A 24,150-nucleotide genomic window follows, 5' to 3' on the forward strand; every position below is an offset into this window, starting at 1 on the left:
TATAAACTAATTTCTTACGGCGTAGAATTAGAAACCTGCAACAATTTACCATTGTAATATTTGTTCCCGTTTAAAGAAAAATCGAAAATATATTGCGCCATTTGCAACGCGGTGGTTGGTGCTTTATAACCTGGAAATGCTTCTTCAAGCATTTCGGTTTGTACAGCTCCTAAAGCTAAAACGTTAAAGGCAATACCTTGTTCCTTATATTCTTCAGCAAGTAATTCTGTTAAAGTAATTACCGCACCTTTACTTGAGCTATAAGCAGCTAATCCTGAGAACTTCATGCTACCTTGCACACCTCCCATAGAGCTTATAGTAACTACATGACTACCGTTTTTCATAAAAGGCAAAACAACACGAGTCATTTCAGCAACTCCAAAAACATTGGTTTTATAAACCTGCTCAAAATCAAACATTGTAGTTTCAGAAAATGGTTTGTTAACAAGTGTCCCTGCATTATTAATTAATACATCTACTTGTTGCCAATTACTTTTTATAAATGCTTCAACTTTAGCATATGCTTTAGCATCAGATAAATCAAAAGGCATAGAAACAACATTATCTAACTGCAAATTTTCAATAGGCCTCTCATTCCGTGAAAGTGCCAAAATATTATGCCCTGTTTTTGCAAATAGTTTTACCAACTCAAAACCTATACCTCTACTTGTTCCTGTAATTATTATGTTACTCATCGTTCATTTTTATGTCCTGCGTTGGTGCATTTATCATACCTTCTAAAGCAGGAATCATAACGTTTATAAAATTCGTCATGTGTTCAAAATCCATTTTATCAGCTTCGTCATCTACATGATGATAATAATCAAAGTTTGTAAAATCAAATGTTGAAATGGCGTGCGCTGGTTTTTTAAAAGCTTTATAAAACGGATAATTATCTGACCTCATGAATAGCTGAAACTCTTTAGCTTTAGGAAAAAAGCCAATAACTTCTTTTTCGCCATATTCATTTAACTTTTCACCTAAATTAGATTTCTCGTAACCTGACATATATGCCATAATTTCTTCCTTTGCTCTAGGTACGCCAATCATTTCAAAATTAATCATGGTATACAAATTCAAGTTTTCCTTTTTAAGTCTTTCGGCTAAATGACCAGATCCTTTCAAACCCATTTCTTCAGCTGAATATAAGGTAAAAAGAATACTTCTCTTATTACTCTTGGCCTTAGAAAAATATTTTGCCCATTCCATAACTGCTACTGTGCCAGAAGCATCATCATTTGCACCGTTTGCAATAACATCTCCATTGACCTCTTTTCCGTTACCAATATGATCGTAATGCGCTCCTAAAATAACAAACTCCTTTTTTAATGCTGAGTCAGTCCCTTCTATGTAACCAACAATATTATACCCCACAATATCTTTTAAATTAAAACTATCTCTATAGGTTTTAAAATAAGGCTTTATATTGTTTTTTTTGAAATAGTCCTCAATAAAGACTGCTGCTTTTTCTATGCCTTTACTACCTGTATTTCTACCTTCTAATTCATCTGAAGCTAAAAACTCTAAGCTTTCTTTTACATTCTTTTCTAAAACTGGAGATATATTATCAGTTTTAGAAACAACTATCTGAGTTGTCTCTTTAACCTCATTTATATTAGTTTCTGTTTTAATTATTTTTTTTTGCGATCCACAACTTAAAAGTGCAGATACAGCCATAATACTTAATACTTTTTTCATGCGTTTATATTTATTGTTTTTTAATGGTCCCATATAACATCCATGATAATCATTTCACTATATGATAAATTTTTAGTCATAGATGTTTCATTTGATGAATTTTAAAAATCTAAAGATAAAAAAACCTGCTTCAATTATTATGAAACAGGTTTCGTTTTTATTACTATTATAAAAACCCTTCGACTGCGTTCAGGGTGACAATTAAATTATACCAACATGGTTACAGGGTTTTCAATATATCCTTTTAATGTTTGAAGGAATTGTGCTCCTGTTGCCCCATCAACCGTTCTGTGATCGCAAGCTAAAGATAATTTCATGGTATTACCCACAACTATTTGACCGTTTTTAACCACAGGTTTTTCAACAATGTTTCCAACAGAAAGTATTGCCGAATTTGGCTGGTTGATAATAGATGTAAACGTATCTATGCCAAACATGCCTAAGTTAGAAACCGTAAACGTACTACCTTCCATCTCACCAGGTGTTAGTTTTTTATTTCTAGCTTTTCCTGCAAGATCTTTAACAGCTGCCCCTATTTGAGGTAAACTTTGCTCGTTTGCAAATCTAACAACTGGCACAACTAATCCATCTGGAACTGCAACGGCAACGCCGATATGCACGTGATTATTTAAACGCATTTTATCTGCAAACCATTGCGAATTTACCTGCGGATGCTGCTTTAAAGCTAAAGCACAAGCTTTAACTACAATATCATTATATGAAATTTTAGTATCTGGAATAGAGTTGAATTGTGTACGGAATGCTATAGCATTTTCCATATCAAACTCTACACTTAGATAGTAATGAGGTGCAGTAAATTTAGAATTTGTTAATGCTTTAGCAATAGCTTTACGCATTTGCGAATTGGTAATATCTTCAAAATCTTCTTGACCTGTTGGCACAAATTTACCAACTGAAGCTCCAGATGGAGCAGCTGTCGTAAAGTTTTCAACATCACTTTTTACAACACGTCCATTTTCGCCAGTACCACTCACTTGAGATAGATTAATCCCTTTTTCTTCAGCTATTTTTTTAGCCAAAGGCGAAGCAAATATTCTTCCGTTTGATGAGGAAGCTGAAACTTGCTTTTGAGCTTTCTCAACTGTACTTGAAGAGACAACTTTTTCTTTCTTTGGTGCTTCAACTTTTTCAGCTTTCGGAGCTTCTTCAGTTTTTTCAGCACCAGAATCTACTTTAAAATTGCTAGCTACATTTGAAACATCGGTCCCTGCTGGACCAATAATTGCTAATAGCGCATCTACTTTTGCTGATTCACCTTCTTGCAAACCTATTTCTAATAGTGTACCCGATTGGAATGATTCAAATTCCATAGTGGCTTTATCAGTTTCAATTTCTGCTAAAATATCACCTTCTTCAACTGTATCGCCTACTTTTTTCAACCATGTTGCCACAGTTCCCTCTTCCATAGTATCGCTTAAACGTGGCATAGTTACAACTATAACACCTTCTGGCAATTCTTGTGAAGCCTCTTCCTCTTTTGATTCGGTTTTAGTTTTGGTTTCTTCCTCTTTTGGTGCTTCTTTCGCTTCCACGGAAGCATTACCATTTCCATTTAACATTGCAGAAATGTCTTCACCTTCATCTCCAATAATTGCCAAAAGAGCATCTACTTTTGTAGTTTCTCCTTCTTGCACGCCTATATGAAGCAATGTACCTTCATTAAAAGACTCAAATTCCATAGTAGCTTTATCAGTTTCAATTTCAGCTAAAATATCGCCTTCTTCTACCTTATCACCTACTTTTTTTAACCAAGCTGCAACCGTACCTTCTTCCATGGTATCGCTTAAACGTGGCATATTTACTACTATTGCCATAGCTTATAATTTATGTTGTATAAATGGATAATCTTTTTGCTCATAAACGGCATCGTACATCACATTCTTTTCTGGGAATGGAGATTCTTCTGCAAATTTTTCGCATTCTGAAACTAAAGCTTTAACACGTTTGTCAATCACTTTAATATCTGCTTCAGTAGCATATTTCTTTTCAAGAATAACATCTTTTACTTGTGTAATAGGATCTATTTTTTTGTATTCTTCAACCTCTGCTTTCGTTCTATAATGTTGTGCATCACTCATAGAATGCCCTCTGTAACGATATGTTTTAAGTTCTAAAAATGTTGGTCCATCACCACGACGCGCACGTTTTATGGCTTCGTCAAATGCTTCTGCAACCTTTATTGGATTCATACCGTCTACTGGCCCACAAGGCATTTCGTAACCTTTACCAAGCTTCCAGATTTCTGTATGATTGGCTGTTCTTTCTACCGAAGTTCCCATTGCATACCCGTTATTTTCGCAAACGAATACTACTGGAAGTTTCCAGAGCATAGCTAAATTAAAGGTTTCGTGTAATGAACCTTGTCTTGCAGCTCCATCACCAAAACAGCATAAGGTTACACCATCTACACCATGATATTTATCGCCAAAAGCAATACCAGCTCCTAAAGGGATTTGTCCACCAACAATACCATGACCGCCATAAAAACGATGCTCTTTTGAAAAAATATGCATTGAACCACCTAAACCTTGCGAAGTTCCTGTAGCTTTTCCGTAAAGCTCAGCCATAACGCGCCTAGGATCTACACCCATACCTATGGGTTGTACATGGTTACGATAAGCTGTAATCATCTTATCTTTAGTCAAATCCATAGCATGTAAAGCACCTGCTAAAACTGCTTCTTGGCCGTTATATAAATGAAGAAACCCTCTTACTTTTTGTTGTATATATACTGCAGCTAATTTGTCTTCAAATTTTCTCCAGAACAACATATCTTCATACCATTTTAGGTATACTTCCTTAGTTATTTTTTGCATTAGTAGCGTTAATTTAATAAACGAATAACAAAAGTAACACTTTAGTCATTAATGAAAAAACTGAAAATAGTAAATTTTAAACGAAAACGTTATAGTACAGACTTATCAAATACTAGTGGAAGTAAATTTGCTAACGAATTAGACTTTGCTACTTTTCCCATTTCTCCCATAAAATAAATTTCTATAGGTGTATCTTGTTTAACTTCGTATTCAGCAATAGCTTGTCGGCATGCCCCACATGGTGGAATTGGGCTTGTAGTTTTATTCTTTTTAGAACCTGCCGTAATAGCCATTTTTATTATTTTGGTATTTGGATATTTTGCACCCGCATAATAGATAGCTGTCCTTTCTGCACATAACCCAGATGGGTATGATGCATTTTCTTGATTACTTCCTGTAATTACTTCATTATTATCTAAAAGAATCGCTACTCCTACATGAAAATTTGAATATGGCGCATAGGCTTTTTCTCTTGCTTCAATAGCTTTATGCATTAATTTTATGGTATCTTCTGGTAACTCGTTTAAATCTTCAAAAACGTAAAGTGTGGATTCTATTTTTACTTCCTTCATAAATTATTATAATGAATTCGTTGAAAGACTAATATAAACAAAAAACTATTGCTTTGAGGCAATAGTTTTAATAGAATTATAGATGTTATAATCTAATATTCGTTGTATGTTTCTGCTCCAATATTAAACGTTAACGAAAAACGTAATGTATTTTCTAATGGGCTTTGCACTTTTGAAGCTGAAAATAAATAAGATAAATCGATATTAACAACATTGTATTTGAACCCTGCACCGAGTGCTAAAAATTTTCTTGCGCCTTTTTCTTCACTTTCGTTAAAATAACCAGCTCTAAAAGCAAATGCATCTTGATATAAATATTCTGCACCTAACGACCATGTAAATTCTTTTAACTCTTCACTGAATCCACCTGGAGCATCTCCAAAAGATTGAAACATTCCTGATAGAAAGCTTACATCTGGGTCTTTACCTTCTACGATAATTGTCGGTTCGTCTCCGTCTTGGTTTTCATCACCATCGGTATCAACAAAACCGTAAACTGGAGGTGTTGGCACTAACAGTTTTCCTATCTCAGCGGTTACTGCAATTTTATTGTAATCATCAAATATAAAATCGAAACCTGTACCTAAGCGCAACATAGTTGGCTGAAAGTTTTCTTGTCCGCCTTCATCATATTTAAACTTTGGTCCAATATTTTGAATAGCGAATCCCATTCTCCAACGTCCATTAAAATCGTTATAAGCCTCTTCTTCACTTTGATAAAACCCTGAAATATCTACACCAAATGTACTAGCTGCTGCTGTATCGTTATTTCCTGTATCTAGTTTTAAATCTGAGCGTAAATAACGCATAGCGACAGACATAGCGAACTGATCGGTTAGTCGCAACGCATACGATGCGTCAATAGTTAATTCGTTGGGTCTTTGAATTAATGCTTGAGAAAATTCGTCTTGCACAAATTCAATATCTCCTAAGGAAAAATATTTAAAACTTGCTGCAAATGCACTACGCTCATCTATTCGATTAAAATAGGTTACGTTTCCTAAAAAAATATCATTTACTAATTTGCTTAAATATGGTGTATAACTAACTGCAATTCCAGATTTAGCTTCAGAAAACACATATTTTGATGAGTTCCATTGTTGCGAAAATGCATCGACAGATGTTGCAACACCCATATCGCCCATTGAGGCTGCACGCGCATCTGGTGCAATTAAAACAAATGGCACACCTGTGGTTATAACTCTTCTTTCTTGATTTGGAAAAATAATAGTTTCTTGAGCATTCAATTTTATTAAAAAAGCAAATGCTATTAATAGCAATATTCCGTTCTTCATGGGTTAGTTTTATTTAACAAATATAATTTTTTATTAGAGGATAACAAGCTTCTCAATTTTTTCAACTTTTTTATTTAGAAAATTAGATTGCACTGTAAGCTTATATATATAGACACCTTTCCCTATTTTATCACCAAAATCATCTCTTCCATCCCAAACCATATCTCTCGATAACGAACTTGTTGTTTTTGTTCCTGCATTGGTTTGCCCATTAAGCGTTTTAACTAATTTACCTGAAACGGTGAATATTTGTATAGAAACGTCTAAAGGGTCTGAACTATTGTGATTAAACCAAAATTCTGTATAATTTACAAACGGATTTGGATAATTAAGTACATTATTAATAACTAACTCTTGGTCTTTATCGTATACAACAAATTGAATTTCAGTGACTGAAGAGTTATTATACACATCCCAAGCTTTTAAAGTTAAAGTGTGAAGTCCAGGTTCTAAATCTCTAAAAGGAAAAGATACCACGCCTTTTTTATAATTATCTACTTCGGTTTGATAGTAATCGTTTAATATAAACGGGTTGGTTTCGTCGCCATCTATAACAGCTACAATATCGTGACCAATACCACTTGCTGTATTAATACCATTATCATCTTCTAATTTAGCAAGTAATGTAGGTGATTCGTTAGTTATACCCCCTGAAACGAAATTTTCGTCGTTCATATAAAGGGCGACAACTGGACCAATATTATCTTCGGCAGCATTTTCATTTAATCCACCAATTCTAACCGTATTAATACTAACACCAGATTGATCTAGAAATAACTCTTCATTTTTTGAATAAAAGCTTACTTTCCCAAAACCTACAGGAATACCAATATCTTTTGGCACTACAAAATCGAATTCAAATTGTCCGTTAGTAACTGACGCTTGCCCTCTAAAAATAATCTCACCTAAAGTCTCAAAGTCCATTTTTACTAGTTGTCCATTCAAACGAGTACCATCGTTAGCTAATGTTTGTCTTTCTATATTTTTATCGTAAATAGTGGTAGAAAGTGTACCGCTATAATCACTTAAAACATTTCCTGAAATGTCTGTAACTTCGCCCGCTAGCTTAACATAACTTAATGCTTTTAAAGTGTCAGTAGCTTGTGTGATGGGTACATCATTAATTTCTGTTAATCTTATATTAGGTTTTGGAAATGCCAATTTCATGGCAGGGTCGCCAATAAAAAACACTAATCGTCTTTGACTTTGACTGGAAATGGATGGATCGTTTTTTGTTAACCTTAAAGCTTCAGCCATTGATGGATATTCATAATCTTCAAACGTATCATTATCACTAAAGGAAAATAAATATTGTTCTAATTCATTATTAAATGTGATTCCAAAATTTACAAAAACCTGTCTTGTAGTTGTAATTAAACCAATGGCACCTGCTTTTTTATTCCAATAGGTAAATTCACCTGCGGTTTCTCTAAAAGGATTATCGAATTTGGTAAACTCGCAAGTTACTGTAACAAAACAATTGAGTTTACAAAAGTTTCTGAAGCTCTCCACATCGGGCTTAGTTAAAATACGTTCCTGAGCCAAACCTTCTTCTCCGCCATGACCAAAATAATTAACCACTAATGCGCCATTATCTATAGCATTAACTAAAGATTCTGTTACTTGTGGGTATCTGTTTCCGCCAGCCGAAGCCTCTTGTTTAAAAGCATCTGTGTGAATTTTAACAACATTTATAAATGGTTTTTCCTGACTAACGTTATTCCCAACATTATCTGTGGTTTCTTGTAATATACCTTCCCAATCTTTATCGACATCATCAGAAACAACTACAAAGTTATTTCGCCAACTCCCAAAAGCTTCTTTTACGTAATAGCTTTCAATTTTATCGACCATATCTTTAGCACGTTGTGGCGTATCTGCTAGTATTCTACCTACGGCAATATCCAATCTGTCGCTTGTACTCATCGTGCCTTCATTGGCGTCCATCATACCATAAAAATCGTCCGAAACAAACGAATTGGTTAGATTAAAACTATTGTAAGAATACCATGAAGGCATAATGTTGGTGTTATTAGGAATTCTGTCTTTATAATCGAATGAGCCATCGCCAAGTAAGCATACATATTTAACCCTGTTTGCTGGTGTGCTAGCATTATCGTAAACATACTTTATTAAATTACGAATGGCACCAACATCTTGATTTCCCGTACTAAACTCATTATACACTTCATTTAACCCAACTACCTTAACATTCAAATTATACTGTTTTGTATTTATTTGCGCTAAACGTTCTGCCTGATTAAGCATATTATTAGGAGCAATAATAATATAATCGACATCTTGAAATTGTCCATCAGTATTTTGAAAAATAGTGCCCTTTATATTTTGATTACTAATCGTTTTATTCACATCTACTTTAGGTTCAAAATAATCTGATGGTGTTATAGCAACGTAAGTTTTAAGTGTTCCTAATGTTGATGTAAAAGAAAGGTTACTACTAGCATCTTCGTTAATATAACTTGTAGCGTTATATAAATCGGTTACATCCCAAACTTCAGAAATTTGTGATGCATTTGCGATATTATACTGCCCGATACCTGAAGCCGAAGCTACTGCTCTATTTTTAAACTGGAATTGTTCATCTTCAAAACTTAAAGCTCTTGTTGCTTCAATAGAAATATAATCTAAATAGCCTAAACCACTAGGGTTTCCTTGGTTATCATAATTAAGATTTACACTTATATTTGATGCATTCACATTTACATTTCCAATGTAGGATGCATCATTGGCTAAATTAGGGCTTGATGCCCCAGCTATTGATAATGTTGAGACAGTACTTCCGTTAACATTAACTTGCATACTACTTTGAGAAGATGATGCAGATGCTACAAATACCCTAAGATTAATTGGGACGGAAGTTACTAAATTCGGAAAGTCGAACTCAAAGGTTTTATCGTTATCAATATCAAATCGGTCCCCAAACCAACGTCTTCCTAAAAGCGCTATATTATATTCGTCAACTTCATGAAATCTATAATCTTCAAAAGTATCAATAACCATATTTACAGTTCCTGTAGGTTGACTCATAGGCTTAATTCGTTTACCTAAACTAGAACTTACATTAATATAATAATAGGTTTTATCAGTGTAACAATTAATATTGGTGTTGCTTTCCGCATTAAATTCCTTTGAACCTTGAGCGTAAAACAAAATATGATCTTCATCATTAAAAATACCATCTTCTTCTCCAACAAATTTTATAGCATTTTCGGTAACATCTAAAGGGTGCGACACAGCATTAGAATAAGGAATCATTCGTCCGCCATTGCCATATACTTTTATAGTTCTGGGATCAACACTATTTACATTAACTCCTAATTGTTGCAAAAAGTTTTTAGAAATTTTAAAAACGCCAGTAGTATCAACATAAAATTTAAACCACTCACCAGAGCTTAAAACCGAATTTGTTATCACTCCAGAAATACCACTTCCTTTACTAGAAAAAGATCTCTGAGTTGCTTTAGTGCTATAATTTATTTGAAAAGATTGTACTTTTTTATAATTACCATTGACATCTTTTATTATTGGTGTTATTTGAAAATATGCAAATGATTGAGTTCTTCCTTTTGAATTTTTTAAAATGAATTTTAATTCGTTACCAATGGTATTAACATTTAAATCTTTTAATTCTTCTTTTGAAATTGAAGCATAACTAACATTACTAATTCTTATTGAAGATTCATTAATATTACTTGAAACTTTCCATTGTGCAACAAAAAATAAGCCTTCATCAAAATCATAACTAAAATTATCTTTGTTAAAAGCTGGTATTTTTATATTATAGTTTCCTCCAGAAATAGTTTGATATCCATCCCAATTAATAATAAACTTTTTTTGCTGCGAAAACATGCTCGCAGAAATAATTAAAAATAAAAGTAAAACCTTCTCTTTCATCGCTAGAATAACGTCTTTTACAACATGTTATTATTTAAAAAATAACAATTTTTAAAACTGCATCAAAAATACAATAATAAATTTGCAAAAAGTGCGTTTATACAACACAAAACAGTGATGAAAAACAACAAAAACATCGTTGTAATGTTTAAAAAATAGGGTGAAATGCATATTTTTTTGGTTAAAATGCATAAAAACCCTTGCACTATTCGGTTTAATTCTTATATTGCAGCACCAAAAATATTATTAGCTTACTTAAACGTATGGATATGAAAAAAGTAGTAGCATTAAAGGTTATGGTAGTTTTAGCACTATCAGTAACCGCTATTGGTTGTAAAAAATCTTCGAGCTCAAAGAATAGTTCTAGAGCAACAGGATGGCAAATCAACGACAAAGAAGGTGGTTTTCAATACAATACCAAATTCCAAGAACAAGAAACTTCCCCAGGTTTAGTCTTTGTAGAAGGAGGAACTTTTACTAAAGGAAAAGTACAAGATGATGTGATGCACGATTGGAATAATACCCCAACACAACAACATGTTCAATCTTTTTACATGGATGAAACTGAGGTTACCAATATGATGTATTTAGAATACTTAGATTGGATTAAGCGTGTATATCCACCAACGGACGAGAATTTCAGAGCAATTTACCATGGTGCATTGCCAGATACTTTAGTTTGGAGAAATCGTTTAGGATTTAACGAAATTATGACTGAAAACTATTTACGTCACCCAGGTTATGCAGAATATCCTGTTGTTGGTGTAAGCTGGATTCAAGCCGTAGAGTTTGCTAATTGGAGATCTGATCGTGTTGGAGAAATGGCTCTACAAAAAGCTGGTTATTTAAAAAGAGGCTCGCACATAACTGATGTTAATTCTGATGCTACTTTTAGCACTGACACCTATATTAATTCACCAACTTCAACTTACGGCGGAAACGAAGAAGTTATTAATGGTGAAAGTAGAAGAGGTAGGAATGAGCAAACTGATGCAGACGGAAATCCTGTTAATATCTACGCAAAAAGAGAATCTGGAGCTATTCCATTAAAATATAGATTACCAACTGAAACTGAATGGGAATATGCCGCTTTAGGTTTAAGTGAATTAAGAAGTTATAACCTTTATAGAGGTCGTAAAAAATATCCTTGGGATGGACAATACACACGTTCTGGAAAACGTAAAAATCGAGGAGATCAAAAAGCTAACTTCAAACAAGGAAAAGGAGATTATGGTGGAATTGCTGGTTGGTCAGATGATGGTGCAGATATTACTAACGAAGTAAAATCATACGCCCCTAACGATTTTGGATTATATGATATGGCTGGTAATGTTGCCGAATGGGTAGCTGATGTTTACAGACCAATTATTGATGATGAGTTTAACGACTTTAACTACTATCGTGGAAATGTTTATACAAAAAATGCCATAAATGACGATGGTACTGTAAAGATTGTTACTTCAGATGATATTGTTTACGATACATTATCTAACGGAAAAGTAGTTGCTAGAAATTTACCAGGTGAAATATTACAAGTTCCTGTTGATGAAAATGAAACATATTTAAGAACTAATTTCGATAAGAGTAATGCTATAAACTTTAGAGATGGTGACAAACGCTCTTCTCGTAATTTTGAAAGCTTTAATGATGATGAAGAATTAGAGACTGGTAATAAAGCAGATGCTCAGACTCGACAAATGTATAATTCGCCTAAACACTCAATTACAAGAGATTCTTTAGGAAACATTGTTAGAGAGTTTGATAAGAACAATAACCGATCATCTTTAATTAATGATGAAGTTAGAGTTTACAAAGGCGGTTCTTGGAAAGATAGAGAATACTGGTTAGACCCGGCTCAAAGACGCTACTTCCCACAAGATATGGCAACAGATTACATTGGGTTTAGATGTGCAATGTCTCGTGTAGGATCGAAAAGTAAAGACAAAAACAAAACGAAGAATTAAAAAACTTCGAATAAATAATATTTAAAGTCCTAGCATTAGTTAGGACTTTTTTTATACTTTTATTTGAATAAAAATTCTCGACGATAAGTTGAGTTTATATTAAAATTGTCATTCCTGTTGTGGCCACTGAGCGGAGTCGAAGTGAAGGCAGAAATCTAAACTATTAAATACTCTATATTGAAAATTGAACAAATACATAATCTTTTCTTAGAATGTAATTCAGTCTGTACTGACACAAGAAAAATTAATAAAGACGACATCTTTTTTGCATTAAAAGGTGATAATTTTAATGGGAATACTTATGCTGAACAAGCCATAAAGAAAGGCGCTAAATATGTTATTATTGATGATAAAGAATATAAAATTTCTGATAAAACAATACTAGTAAACAATGTAATTAAAACACTACAAGAATTAGCGTCTTATCACAGGACATTTTTAAACATTCCTATTATAGCTTTAACAGGCAGTAATGGAAAAACTACTACTAAAGAATTAATAAACGCAGTACTATCTGAAAAATATAAAACTACAGCAACTCTTGGCAATTTAAACAATCACATTGGTGTGCCGCTAACATTACTTTCAATGAATCCTAATACTGAAATAGGGATTGTTGAAATGGGTGCAAATCATTTAAAAGAAATTGCTTTTCTATGCAATATTACAAAACCAGACTACGGTTACATAACTAATTTTGGAAAAGCCCATTTAGAAGGTTTTGGTAGTGTTGAAGGAGTAATTAAAGGCAAAAGTGAAATGTATGATTATTTAATTGCTAATCGTAAAACCATTTTTGTTAATGGAAATGATGCTATTCAAGTTAACAAAACCAATGATGCAAAAAGGCTTGTTTTTGGTAATACTAATTCTGCTAATATTAATATTGACTTTATCGACGCTAAACCTTTTGTCGAATCCAAATACAATGACTTAAATATAAAAAGTCAGCTTATTGGTGATTACAATTTTAATAATATTGCTGCTGCAATTACCATGGGAAACTATTTTAATGTTAAAGATAATGTTATTAAAAATGCTATTGAAAACTATGTTCCTAATAATAACAGATCACAAATCATTAAAAAAGGTTACAACAAAATTATTTTAGACGCCTATAATGCAAACCCAACAAGCATAAACGCTGCTTTACTTAATTTTGAAAAACAAACAGGACACAAAATAGCTGTTCTTGGAGATATGTTCGAACTTGGTAATGAAACTAAGCAAGAGCATCAAACCATTACAGATTTAGCTATTTCTTTAAACATTGACAAAATCATTTTAATTGGTGAGAATTTTTATCAATCAAAAGTCAGTTCCGAAAAAGTGGTTCAGTATAAAACATTTGAAGAATTCAAAAAGCATTTTAAAATTTATACAATAAAAAATACAACGCTTTTAATAAAAGGCTCTAGAGGGATGGCTTTAGAGCGGGTTTTAGAAAGTTTATGACTAGACATTATTCTTAGCAATTTGGTCTTTCAAATCGCTTAGTAAAACCTCAATTTTGGCTATAATTTGCTCATTATTTAAAATCGCCTTATAGGGTTCATTATATTCTTCTACACTATTATTTTCTTTTTTAGAATCATTTCTAAGCAACCAATTAAGATCAGCATCAGGAAATTCTTGAATTATCTTTGTTAAAAACTCAATAGATACTTTTTTTCCATTCACGTATTGTGAAAGCTGGGTATAATTCATTTCAAATTTCTCAGCTAAATCACTTAATCTACTATACTTACTCTTTATTAATTTTTTTAGTTTATCCTCAAATTCCATATTTAGAATGATTATAAATTATACAAATAAGTAAATTATTTTTATTTTGTTTAATTATTTGTATATATTCGTGTGTAAATTCACTCAAATATCATATAAAAATATTCAAGTAATGACAAATTTAAACAAATTATACACATTATATGATGTGCATTCACAAATTGAACAAGAAACCCTTAAAGACTTGTTAACTAACCACCTTCCTAAAGAATACACTGCTAAAGTAATTCATAAGCTTTCAAACGAAGGTATAATAGTAGATTCACAAATGGTTAGAAACATAAAAAGTGGTATTAGTAAAAATATTCTAGTTTTTAATGCCATTATTGAAATAGCAAATAAATATAAAGTTGTTTCAAACCGATTAAAGCAAAATTTAAATAACAAATAGATAGTAAATATCAATGAAAAAAAAATATCGTATAAAAGTTGAAGAGGGATTTAAAGACATCTTTAATACAGAAACAAAATACGGCAGCGAATATAATCATCATAGCAATTCGGACAGTTTAATAACTGTAGTAAATGAACCATTAGTAAAGCATCAAATTATACAATTAGCTAAACTATGCGAAGAAATACCTAATAATATTACATTAAAGCATACAGGAAAAGGTATTTACATTGAATTTTGGTAAATGCTACCTTTTAAATTTTAAAAAATTATTTGATTGTGAGCAATCGAAATTGACTATTCATTTTAATGAGGGAAAATAGTCAAATAAGTCTCCTATAACAGGGGGCTTATTAATTTAAAATGAATAAGATTAAATCCTTTAAAGTAAACTATTCTAAGAGCATCTTCTTTTTAATTTTTTGATTAAGATAATCTGAAACCTTGCCCCCATTTTCCTTATTCAAAGATTTTGCCATTTCCCAACAATCTATAGCTGTATTTTTATCTCCAAGCTTATAAGAAACATCCCCTTTATGTTCCCAAATAATAGGGTTGACTTTTCCCCCATTCTCAAATGCTTTATCTAACCATATATTAGCCTCTTTAAAGTTGCCTTTTTTATATAATACCCATGCATAAGTATCTTGGTAATTATGGTTATTTGGCTCAATGCTATTACACAATTTAATCATTTTCTGTGCTTCATCTAGTTGCTGTGTACTTAAAGCAAGTGACCTGCTATAGCTGTTTAATAAAGGTGCATTTCGCGGCTGAATTTTGAGAGCTTTATTAAATATTTCTGCCGATTTACTAAAATATTCTACTTTATAATATAGATTTCCTAATTCATTATAAAATTTCAATTCAAGTTCTTTATTATTCGTTACTAAATTTAAACCTTTAATAAAATACTCTATCGCCTCTTCATTGTTTTTACTAATCTTATTTGAAAGAGAGACGTTAACGCTTTTATTAATTGTTTTATTTAAAGATGAAAACAAGTTTTCGTTTCTACTTTTAGCATATCCTAAATAATAATGAAGCAAAGCATCATTTGGGTAAAGAACAATTCCATTTTCTAAAAATTTTATGGCTTGCTTATATTCTTTATTCTCAATATAATTCTCTGATGCTGCATGCATCGCATCAATTCTGTCTTCTACTTTCCTGTCTATTAATTTACCTTTAGCATTATACTCGTCTCTAAATAGCAAATCACCTCTTTCATCAAAGTTAAAACCAAGGTACTTGTTATACTTCTTTTTATGCGCACTAGTATAATTCCATTTAACATTCTTTACAAAGCCAGTATTCCAATTATTTATGTCAATTATTTTTCCAAAATTAACTGAGACAAAGAGAGGATTATTTTTTCCATTAAAAAACCCAATTTTTATATATCCGTTTTTATTTTTTTTAAGAACTTGTTTAAGAACGCCTTTATTATAATACGCTCTACTATCTACCTCACCAGATTCGAAATAGAAAATAACTTCTCCATCAAATATTATATTATTCTTATCATCCGCACCAGTTGCGAACCCTTCCATTTGTAATTGATTGTTTGATGAATAATAGTTTTTAATACGAAATGGATTACTTTTCATATCTACCAATGGTCTATAGTAAAAGGCTTCTTTTTTTGAAGTAATTTTCCAATCTTTATCAAAAAAAGTGGTTTCGTCTGTTCTTTTCTTCTCAGCAAGTGATTCTGCAAGTAATTTTTTAACATTAGGGTAATCCTTATTTAAATCAAATGTTTTCATTAATAAACTAATATGTTTTTTTGATCCCGTTTCCTCAAATTTTGCCCTATGAAAGTAATAATCAGCCTTTTTAGGGTTCGCTTTTATAGCCATACCAACAAAATCTTTGCTAGCTTGTTGATAATATTTATTTGGATTTTTATATTTTCTCAATGACGCATCAAAAAGTTGTTTATCACTTGGTGAATTATTTGAAGAAGAATTTTCTGTTACCTTGTTACAATAAGGGTTAACCCAATCTGTATTATCAATTGAAAATTGAGATTGTACTCTGTCTATTTTACATTGATAATATTTTGTCATATCTAAATAATATTTTTCCTTATCAACTGCTATTTCTGATGCTGCTCTCCTAAAAAAGTTTTCTCTGTTTTTTTTAAAATCTTTTACTAAATTATCTTTAATCTTAGTTAACATTTCGCGTTTCTTTCCTTCTAATTTCTCTACTGAAGCTGCCTTTTCTTTAGCAATTCTTTTTGATAGACCCATTGAACCGAGTGCAACTCCCAAATTAGTAGCAGCTTGGTCTAATTGAGTGGTATTATATGAACTTTGCTGAGCATGGTAAGCTTTAATTTCCTTGACTAGCTGATTATACCTTTGTTCACTTAATCTTTCCAGCTCAACTAATTTGTCATTAAACTGCCTTATAATTTCATCTGGGTCATCAGATTTTCGCATACGTGTTGCTGCTTCTATTTTGCTTTTATAGGCATTATACGAAGCATTCTGTTGAGAAATTTGGTTTATAGAAGATTGAATATAATCCCCTGCCTTTTTTGCAGCTTTTATTTGGGCATCGATACTCTGCTCCGTGGCAGCCAACCTTTCTCTACGATTAGCATAATATTCTGCATCTTCTTTTGCTTTTTTCTCTGCAAGTTTTTCTTGGAATTCTTTTTCCTCTTTTTTATTTTTAAGTGAAGTTTCAATTTTCTTGATATGGTTCTTTAGAGTTGTGTTATCTGGATCTAATACTAAAGCTTTTTTATATTCATTAATAGCTTTATTGTAGTGTGTAGACTTTAAAAATGCATCTCCTCTTTGAACAAATGCTCTAGTTTCATCTAATTTATTTTCAGCCTCCTTTAACTTTGCATTTTTCTCTGCTTTTTCCTCATTAGCATTTTTTTCTGCATCTTTTTTTGCTTTTAAATCTTGTAATTGTTTCTCTTTTGCATCTTGAGCATCTTGAATCTTGCTTTGCGCTTTCTCATTATCAAAACCATTATTTAATGCTCTTTTATATTCTTGAATAGCGTTTGTATAATCTTCACTCCTATAATAATTATCACCAGAACTAATTAAATCATTAAATGCTTTTTCGAGTTTTTCATTCTTCTTTATAAGGCTAATTTTTGCTAATTTATCTTTAGCTTCTTGGTTTGAATAGTCTACCTTTAAAACATCCCGATAAAGTTTTTCGGCAGCATCATAATTAGAATTTGAAAATTGACGATTAGCAGCATTAAGTAATTCCTTTGCTTTATTATTTTTAATCAACTTTTTTATGGCTTCCTCTAATTTTTGATCAACTCCATCATCAAGACCAGCAGCACCATTTATCGATAAGTTTAATATCTTTCCAAGATGTTTCCCCCAATTATCACTACAGTTTTTAACGCCATGAGATTTTATTATTTCTTTTACACTACTTTCATTATTCCAACTAAATTTATCATCCATATACTTCCCTGATAAACCTCCGCTTACACTACTATTAATATTTACGCCAAAACCTGTACCTGCACTTATCCTAGAATTTACACCATATTTAAATGATGCCGAAATTTTCAAAATCCCTTTATTAACTCGAACTGGAAATTGGTATTCAGGAATATCATTTCCTGAATATCTTCGTCCTTGGTAGGTATAGGATGTAATACTAACATTTCCAATAACTACAGATACATAAGGGTTACCTAGATAACATTCAGCTTTATATTTAATTGTACCTGATATTGATGCTCCTTTATGATTACCACTAAAGCTTTGAGTATGAACCCCACTTTGTCCTGTTGCCGTTATTATAAAAAAGAAAGAAATTATTGAATAGTAAATTAATTTTCTCATGCTACATTAATTTTTTTTAATTATTAAATCTAACCACGTACACCCGTCAAATATGATTTAGCTTGCTTTAGAAAAAGTATCCGTTTTCTACATTCTTCCTCATCACATTTCCTCTTTGTTTCTTCACGTAAATAACTTGTTATTATGTTAATAGCATTTTGTATTGAATACCAGGGTATCTTTTCGACCTCTTTACTGACCAAGTAAGCACAAATCTCGTTTCCTATTCTTTTCGTTTCTCTTGCATAATTGCTTGTAGGCTTTATCCTATTAAGCAATTCTTTTATTTCTTTAGCAGACGAGGCACAATTTGGCGATTTGTGCAATTCACTATTAATAACTACATTATCTTGTTGTTTACCGTCCGACTCTTTTCCCTCATAAAAATATTTTTGCTTAATGCCTCCTCCGTAGGTATAGTACGTACTTAATCCATGTCTTTTCCATTTCCCTCTATCATCTCCTTGATTATAAAAATACTTGTAACTACTTTTTGATTGAAGTTTTCCTTTTTTACTATTTGCTGTCGCACCACCACTAGAATAAGAATATCTAATACCAGAAAAACCATTGTAATCGTATTCATACATTATATTTCCAGAAGAATAGTAATCTATCCATTTGCCTTGTTTAATACCTTTATCGTATTGACCCGAACTTATAACCCGGTCCTTAGTTTCATATTTCAGATACTCACCATGTCTTTGCCCAAATGCATAAGTTGTAAGTTCTTTTAAATAGGTTTTCCCTTTCACAATGGAGTATATTTCAGAAAGCCCATGTTTTTGTCCATAAACATATTGTGTTTTATCTCTTAAATATTCAATTCTTGGTTCATCATAAGTTTGGTCATAAATATAAATTGTACCATGTAAAACCATCTTACCACCCAACTCAATCCATGTTGATTTTTTGTCTTTTTCAAATTTTATTCCATAAGTATTCCCATCAGAAGAAGTCCATTTATGTTTTCCTCCTTCTTTTAGTTTATCAAAATCGCTTAATTGAATTGAAGACACATTTGGAAATTTTAGTTCTTGTCCTCCTAATAATTGCAAGGAAAATAAAATTAATAGTAAACTTTTCATTGAACTTTTAAAAATGTCCGTTTTGCAATAAATAGAACCAATCATATAGTGTATTTCATTAATTAAACACAACATTAACAGGTAAATATTTGGGAGAGTAAAACTAGGTTAGGATAAAAATAATGATAAAAGGTGTTTGATTATGGTTATTTAATCAAACACCTTAAAATAATTCTCCTTAAGAACTAATTAATAGCTTCACAAAGATGCATTAATCTATTATTAAACACAATACTTAATTTGAGTATATTAAGTAGTCTTTTATGTTACTAATAGTCTAAAAAAATATCAAATAATAGTATTCTTTAGTTTTAATAAAGCCACTAGCTCTCCGGTAGAAGAAATATTTAACTTTTTTAAAATATTACGCCTATGTGTATCAACCGTGTGTGAACTAATACTTAGATTTTCAGCAATAGCTTTACTAGATTTGTTTAACAACAATAATCTTATAATATCGCGCTCTCTATTACTTATTCCATCCGACAAGAGTTTTTGAGAAAAGTTATTAAAGTAGATAGTTTCATATTCACTATTAGCATTTAAAATTTTAGCAGTTGCAGTAATATCAAGCTTTATTTTAGAGTCTAAAACTGTATAATGAGCAAGTCCTATTATAGGTTTATCATCACTATCAAACTCAAGTGGCGTTGTGTTTTGTATAACATTCACATAATTATCTTTAGCATTCTTTAAACGATAATTCCAAGTGTAACTCATTTTCTTTCTATCATCAATACTTGTATTATTTAATGTAAAATTCATAAGTTCATTTAAAGCTTTAAGCCATAGCTCTAAATCATCTGGATGCATTTTACTCCAAAAATATCGCATTCCCCGAGCTTTCAACTCATTTTTATCCACCCCTAAACATGCTTTTATGTTCTTGCTGATAAATTCAAAACTTAAATCTTGAGTATTAGTGACACAAAAAAAAGTAGAACTATAAGGTAAGTATGTATCTAATTCTTTTATTTTTTGAATATGCTTTTCTAAGGATGGATTTTCGTAAGATTTAAATATTTCTTTATATGCATCTTTAACACTACCATTATTCATACTTGAGAGATTTTTTTAAAAATAGATAAAATTCTTGGTTTGTAAAAACATATACCCTTTTAAACCTCTAGCAATAGGCTTAACAATAATGAAGAGACATCTATAAAATAAAAAATCCTAAAGCAAATGCTTTAGGATTTTTTTGTGGGCGCGAAGGGATTCGAACCCCTGACCCCTTGGGTGTAAACCAAGTGCTCTGAACCAACTGAGCTACGCGCCCTCTAAATTGGACTGCAAATATAACCTAGTTTTTAATATTGCAAAAACTTTTTTGATAAAAAATAAATAAATTTTCACTCTAAAGCTAAGTCTTCATTTGAAGCGTTGTTACTCAACTTTTTTCATCTCCATAACAATTTTAGTAACAACCTTTTGCCCCATGATTTCAAAATCCATATTGATATTAGATATTGTGGGTACTCCTGAAACTTTATCGATATTCATAACACCTGTTAAGCTTCCTGTAGAAGATCCCGAGATATCGCCTTTAACATCTAACACAACTTCTTTATCATCAATAAATTTCACAGTATAAATGCTTTTAATTTTCATACCATTACTATCCTTTTCTGCTACCCATGAATAACCAGTAGTTACTGCTTCTTTTGGATAAACTACGCTTTCAGTTTGACTAGTAAATTGATCTACGTTTCCTGAACCTTTGACCATTTTCATTTCTAAAACCTCGCCATAAACATTTGTTTGAGTTGACAAAACCGTTTCTAGCATTGGTTTCATTTGCACACTCATTAATTTAGCAGTTTCATCTAAATCTTCTTCTTTAAGGTTTGAATCATAATTTATCTTCATACCAGACTGCTCCATATTCATTTTAATGCTTTTAAAGCTCAATTCTGAGTTATAGACTCCCTCATCACTAACATCAATTACTTCAATAGGCATTTCAATAACCATATCCATAATCATAGTACCTTCCCCCATGTTTTGCTTCATGTCCATTTGCATTAAATACTTATCACCTTTATTATAGTTTAGTCTTAAAAGTGTTGACTCTTGCGCAAATGATAATGTTGCTGTAACTAGTAATAAAAGTGTAAAAAAGTTCTTCATAATGTTTTAAATTTTATTTTATATGTTTTCAAATATAATATCTTAAAATAGAATTGTATTAAACTATTTCTGCAATTACAAAAGTACTACCACCAACAAATATAAAATCATTTAGGTTTGCGCCTTTTAAAGCTGTTTTATACGCTTCATTTACAGAATTATAAGCATCGCCTACTAAATCGTATTTGTTTAAAGTTTCTTTAAGTTTATTAGCATCCATTCCTCTAGGAATATCTGGTTTACAAAAATAATAGGTAGCACTTTTTGGTAGTAAATCTACAATAGTGTTTATGTCTTTATCATTTACAACTCCAAAAACAACATGAAGCGCATCAAATTTTTCTTCTAAAAGCTGATGCATCACATATTGTAAACCCTCTCTATTGTGTCCTGTATCGCAAACTACTTTTGGTTTTTCGTTTAAAACCTGCCAACGCCCTAATAAACCAGTATTTTTAATAACCTGTACTAAACCTTCTTTTATATTTTGTTCTGAAATTTTGTATCCTTTTTTTTGAAGCTCCTTAACTGTTTGAATGACTGTCCTAATATTTTTTGACTGATAGCTTCCTAATAAATCTGATTTATAAACTTCGGTGATTTCTCTATCTGCAAAAACGATATGCGATTTATTCTTTTTCGCTAAATCTTTAAAAACTGATTGTGTTTCTTTTTGAGTTTCGCCAATTACAACAGGAATATTAGGCTTAATTACACCACCTTTTTCAAAAGCAATAGCCTCTAGTGTATTGCCTAAAAATTGTGTGTGGTCTAAACCAATATTTGTAATAACCGAAACTTCTGGGGCAATAATATTGGTAGAATCTAGTCGTCCGCCTAAACCCACTTCAACAACAGCAATATCAACTTTTTCTTTTGAAAAATAATCGAATGCCATTCCAACGGTCATTTCAAAAAATGACAATTGATTGGCTTCAAAAAAACCTTCGTTTTGTTTTATAAAACCAATTACAAACTGCTTGCTGACTTCTTTTCCGTTAATTTTAATACGCTCTCTAAAATCTTTTAAATGCGGAGAAGTATAAAGTCCAACTTTGTAACCAGCTTCCTGTAAAATAGATGCCAGCATATGACTTGTTGAACCTTTTCCATTAGTACCAGCAACATGAATGGATTTGAATTTATGTTCTGGATGATTTAAATGTTCAGCTAATTTTAAAGTATTTGATAAATCTTTTTTGAATGCCGATTTACCCTGTTTTTGATACATTGGCAGTTGAGAAAACATCCAATCGAGAGTATCTTGATACGTCATTGCTATTGACCCAATTTGAAGTTTACCTTAACAAAACCGATTTGTTTTGCTGGTGCTTTAGAATCTGCTGGCCATTTATGAGATAAGGCTATTTTTTTTGCAGGTTCTAATAAACATTGCGCTGTGTTTGTAGTGCCTTTTACACCTGGAGTAGCCTCAACTACGTTGCCATTTTTATTAACTACAATTCTAACGATAACCATTCCTGATTCGTTACAATCTTGCTTTAGTGTTTTATACGATGCTCTACCCCTACCATTTAAACCATAACCAACACCACCAGTTCCAGAGCCTTTGCCTCCAAAATAACTTGGAGCGTAAGGGTCGCCATCTAATTGTCCTTTATCGCCTGCTTTATTGTCGTTGCCTTCGCTACCAGTTTCGCTTCCTTCAGATTTGCTAACACCGCCAATTAAGGCATCTAACTTTTTCTTTTTTTCTTCTTGTTCTCGTTTTTCTTTAGCAATTCTATCGGCTTCTGCTTTGGCTTTAGCATCTGCAATCGCTTTCGCTTTAGCCTCGGCTTCTTTCTGTTTTTTTATTGCGATAGCTTCAGAGTTATCTTCGGTTAAAACCTCTTCTTTAGTTTCTGAAGATTTTGTTGGTTCTGCTTTAGCAACATCTGGTTGTGGTGGCTCTTCAATTTCTCTTGGTTCAGACTTTACAGGTTTTTTTGGCTGCACATTACCTTTACCAAAATCTGTTGTTCCAAAATTGACAGCAATACCGTATTCTTCTGGCGGATCCATATAGGTTGTACCTACCACAAACAATAGCACCAAAAGAATGATAGTAATCAACGCTGTGATTCTAGCAGAATTCTTTTCGTGTATGGTTTCAAAATATTTCATTTTTATAATTATAAACAGAGATAAAATCCTGTTCAATTAGAAAGATTACCACATTTCGACTGCGCTCAATGCAGGCTATATTGTTTTTTTTACTCGTAATGACGGTCTAATTAATTAGGCTTTACTGCTAAAATGACTTTAAATTTATTTCTATTTGCTATGTCCATGACTTTTACAACATTTTCAACAGGCACAGATTTTTCAGCTCTTAAAACTATAGTTGGCTTTTCTTGAGATGATAATGCTGCTAACAACTCATTTTCTAAAACACTTATTCCTACTCGTTTTTGGTCTATATAATAAGTTAAATCCTTTTTTATACTCACTGCAACCGATTTTTTATTTTCGGTTTTACCACTAGCTTTTGGTAACAAAATATCAATCGCATTAGTGGTGACTAAGGTTGAAGCAATCATAAAAAATATAAGTAACAGAAATACAATATCTGTCATTGACGACATATTGAATTCTGGTGTAACCTTATTTCTTCCTCTAAAGTTCAT

The 24,150-nt window shown here is 31.8% G+C and carries 19 protein-coding genes and 1 tRNA gene; 4 read left to right on the forward strand and 16 right to left on the reverse strand.

Annotated features, from left to right (window positions below):
• Positions 1-14: 14 nt before the first annotated feature.
• The 7 genes from RG22_RS05520 to porU form a co-directional block, all read right to left on the reverse strand.
• A complete protein-coding gene (locus RG22_RS05520; protein WP_034041525.1) occupies positions 15-695 on the reverse strand; it encodes an SDR family NAD(P)-dependent oxidoreductase in 681 nt (226 codons plus the stop codon).
• Positions 688-1,698 (reverse strand): M28 family metallopeptidase, encoded by a 1,011-nt coding sequence (locus RG22_RS05525; RefSeq protein ID WP_034045775.1) that lies wholly within the window; start codon positions 1,696-1,698, stop codon positions 688-690. Before RG22_RS05525 ends, RG22_RS05520 begins: the two co-directional genes overlap by 8 nt.
• A gap of 206 nt (positions 1,699-1,904) precedes the next feature.
• On the reverse strand, positions 1,905-3,533 hold the full coding sequence (locus tag RG22_RS05530) for a pyruvate dehydrogenase complex dihydrolipoamide acetyltransferase (RefSeq protein WP_034041528.1): 1,629 nt from the start codon (positions 3,531-3,533) through the stop codon (positions 1,905-1,907).
• 3 nt (positions 3,534-3,536) lie between these two features.
• The gene (gene pdhA, locus RG22_RS05535; protein WP_034041529.1) at positions 3,537-4,535 is read right to left on the reverse strand and encodes a pyruvate dehydrogenase (acetyl-transferring) E1 component subunit alpha; all 999 of its coding nucleotides are present in this window, start codon (positions 4,533-4,535) and stop codon (positions 3,537-3,539) included.
• A gap of 89 nt (positions 4,536-4,624) precedes the next feature.
• Positions 4,625-5,107, reverse strand: a complete 483-nt coding sequence (cdd, locus tag RG22_RS05540; protein ID WP_034041530.1) for a cytidine deaminase — start codon at positions 5,105-5,107, stop codon at positions 4,625-4,627.
• Between the two features lie 92 nt (positions 5,108-5,199).
• Positions 5,200-6,402 carry a type IX secretion system outer membrane channel protein PorV gene (gene porV / locus RG22_RS05545; RefSeq protein ID WP_034041532.1) on the reverse strand — a complete coding sequence of 401 codons (1,203 nt, stop codon included), beginning with the start codon at positions 6,400-6,402 and terminating at the stop codon, positions 5,200-5,202.
• A 33-nt stretch (positions 6,403-6,435) separates the two neighbouring features.
• Entirely contained in the window at positions 6,436-10,317 is a 3,882-nt protein-coding gene (porU, locus tag RG22_RS05550; protein ID WP_034041538.1) for a type IX secretion system sortase PorU, read from the reverse strand.
• Positions 10,318-10,580: 263 nt separating this feature from the next.
• On the opposite strand from porU, the gene gldJ reads away from it, so the two are divergent.
• Complete coding sequence (gene gldJ / locus RG22_RS05555; protein ID WP_204244177.1) at positions 10,581-12,281, forward strand: gliding motility lipoprotein GldJ; 1,701 nt, start codon at positions 10,581-10,583, stop codon at positions 12,279-12,281.
• A 177-nt stretch (positions 12,282-12,458) separates the two neighbouring features.
• Positions 12,459-13,736, forward strand: a complete 1,278-nt coding sequence (locus RG22_RS05560; RefSeq protein WP_034041540.1) for a UDP-N-acetylmuramoyl-tripeptide--D-alanyl-D-alanine ligase — start codon at positions 12,459-12,461, stop codon at positions 13,734-13,736.
• On the opposite strand, the gene RG22_RS05565 is transcribed toward RG22_RS05560, so the two are convergent.
• Entirely contained in the window at positions 13,737-14,066 is a 330-nt protein-coding gene (locus RG22_RS05565) for a helix-turn-helix domain-containing protein (protein ID WP_034041543.1), read from the reverse strand.
• A gap of 112 nt (positions 14,067-14,178) precedes the next feature.
• Here RG22_RS05565 and RG22_RS05570 point away from each other — a divergent pair, with 112 nt between their 5' ends.
• Together RG22_RS05570 and RG22_RS05575 are read left to right on the forward strand one after the other, a co-directional pair.
• Complete coding sequence (locus tag RG22_RS05570) at positions 14,179-14,457, forward strand: hypothetical protein (RefSeq protein WP_034041545.1); 279 nt, start codon at positions 14,179-14,181, stop codon at positions 14,455-14,457.
• A 13-nt stretch (positions 14,458-14,470) separates the two neighbouring features.
• Positions 14,471-14,704, forward strand: a complete 234-nt coding sequence (locus RG22_RS05575; RefSeq protein ID WP_034041547.1) for a hypothetical protein — start codon at positions 14,471-14,473, stop codon at positions 14,702-14,704.
• A 148-nt stretch (positions 14,705-14,852) separates the two neighbouring features.
• On the opposite strand, the gene RG22_RS05580 is transcribed toward RG22_RS05575, so the two are convergent.
• The 8 genes from RG22_RS05580 to RG22_RS05615 form a co-directional block, all read right to left on the reverse strand.
• Positions 14,853-18,302, reverse strand: coding sequence for a tetratricopeptide repeat protein (locus RG22_RS05580; RefSeq protein ID WP_034041549.1), 3,450 nt, complete (start codon positions 18,300-18,302; stop codon positions 14,853-14,855).
• A 29-nt stretch (positions 18,303-18,331) separates the two neighbouring features.
• Positions 18,332-19,390 (reverse strand): toxin-antitoxin system YwqK family antitoxin, encoded by a 1,059-nt coding sequence (locus RG22_RS05585; protein ID WP_156113352.1) that lies wholly within the window; start codon positions 19,388-19,390, stop codon positions 18,332-18,334.
• Between the two features lie 288 nt (positions 19,391-19,678).
• Complete coding sequence (locus RG22_RS05590) at positions 19,679-20,449, reverse strand: LuxR C-terminal-related transcriptional regulator (RefSeq protein WP_034041553.1); 771 nt, start codon at positions 20,447-20,449, stop codon at positions 19,679-19,681.
• A gap of 145 nt (positions 20,450-20,594) precedes the next feature.
• Positions 20,595-20,669 (reverse strand) — tRNA-Val (locus RG22_RS05595).
• Between the two features lie 107 nt (positions 20,670-20,776).
• On the reverse strand, positions 20,777-21,520 hold the full coding sequence (locus RG22_RS05600; RefSeq protein WP_034041555.1) for a DUF6263 family protein: 744 nt from the start codon (positions 21,518-21,520) through the stop codon (positions 20,777-20,779).
• A 58-nt stretch (positions 21,521-21,578) separates the two neighbouring features.
• Positions 21,579-22,796, reverse strand: coding sequence for a bifunctional folylpolyglutamate synthase/dihydrofolate synthase (locus RG22_RS05605; RefSeq protein WP_034041558.1), 1,218 nt, complete (start codon positions 22,794-22,796; stop codon positions 21,579-21,581).
• A gap of 2 nt (positions 22,797-22,798) precedes the next feature.
• Entirely contained in the window at positions 22,799-23,647 is an 849-nt protein-coding gene (locus RG22_RS05610; RefSeq protein WP_034041561.1) for an energy transducer TonB, read from the reverse strand.
• A gap of 110 nt (positions 23,648-23,757) precedes the next feature.
• Positions 23,758-24,150, reverse strand: coding sequence for an ExbD/TolR family protein (locus RG22_RS05615; RefSeq protein ID WP_034041564.1), 393 nt, complete (start codon positions 24,148-24,150; stop codon positions 23,758-23,760).

Source organism: Wocania ichthyoenteri Th78 (genome assembly GCF_000789235.1).
GTDB classification, from domain to species: Bacteria; Bacteroidota; Bacteroidia; order Flavobacteriales; family Flavobacteriaceae; genus Wocania_A; species Wocania_A ichthyoenteri.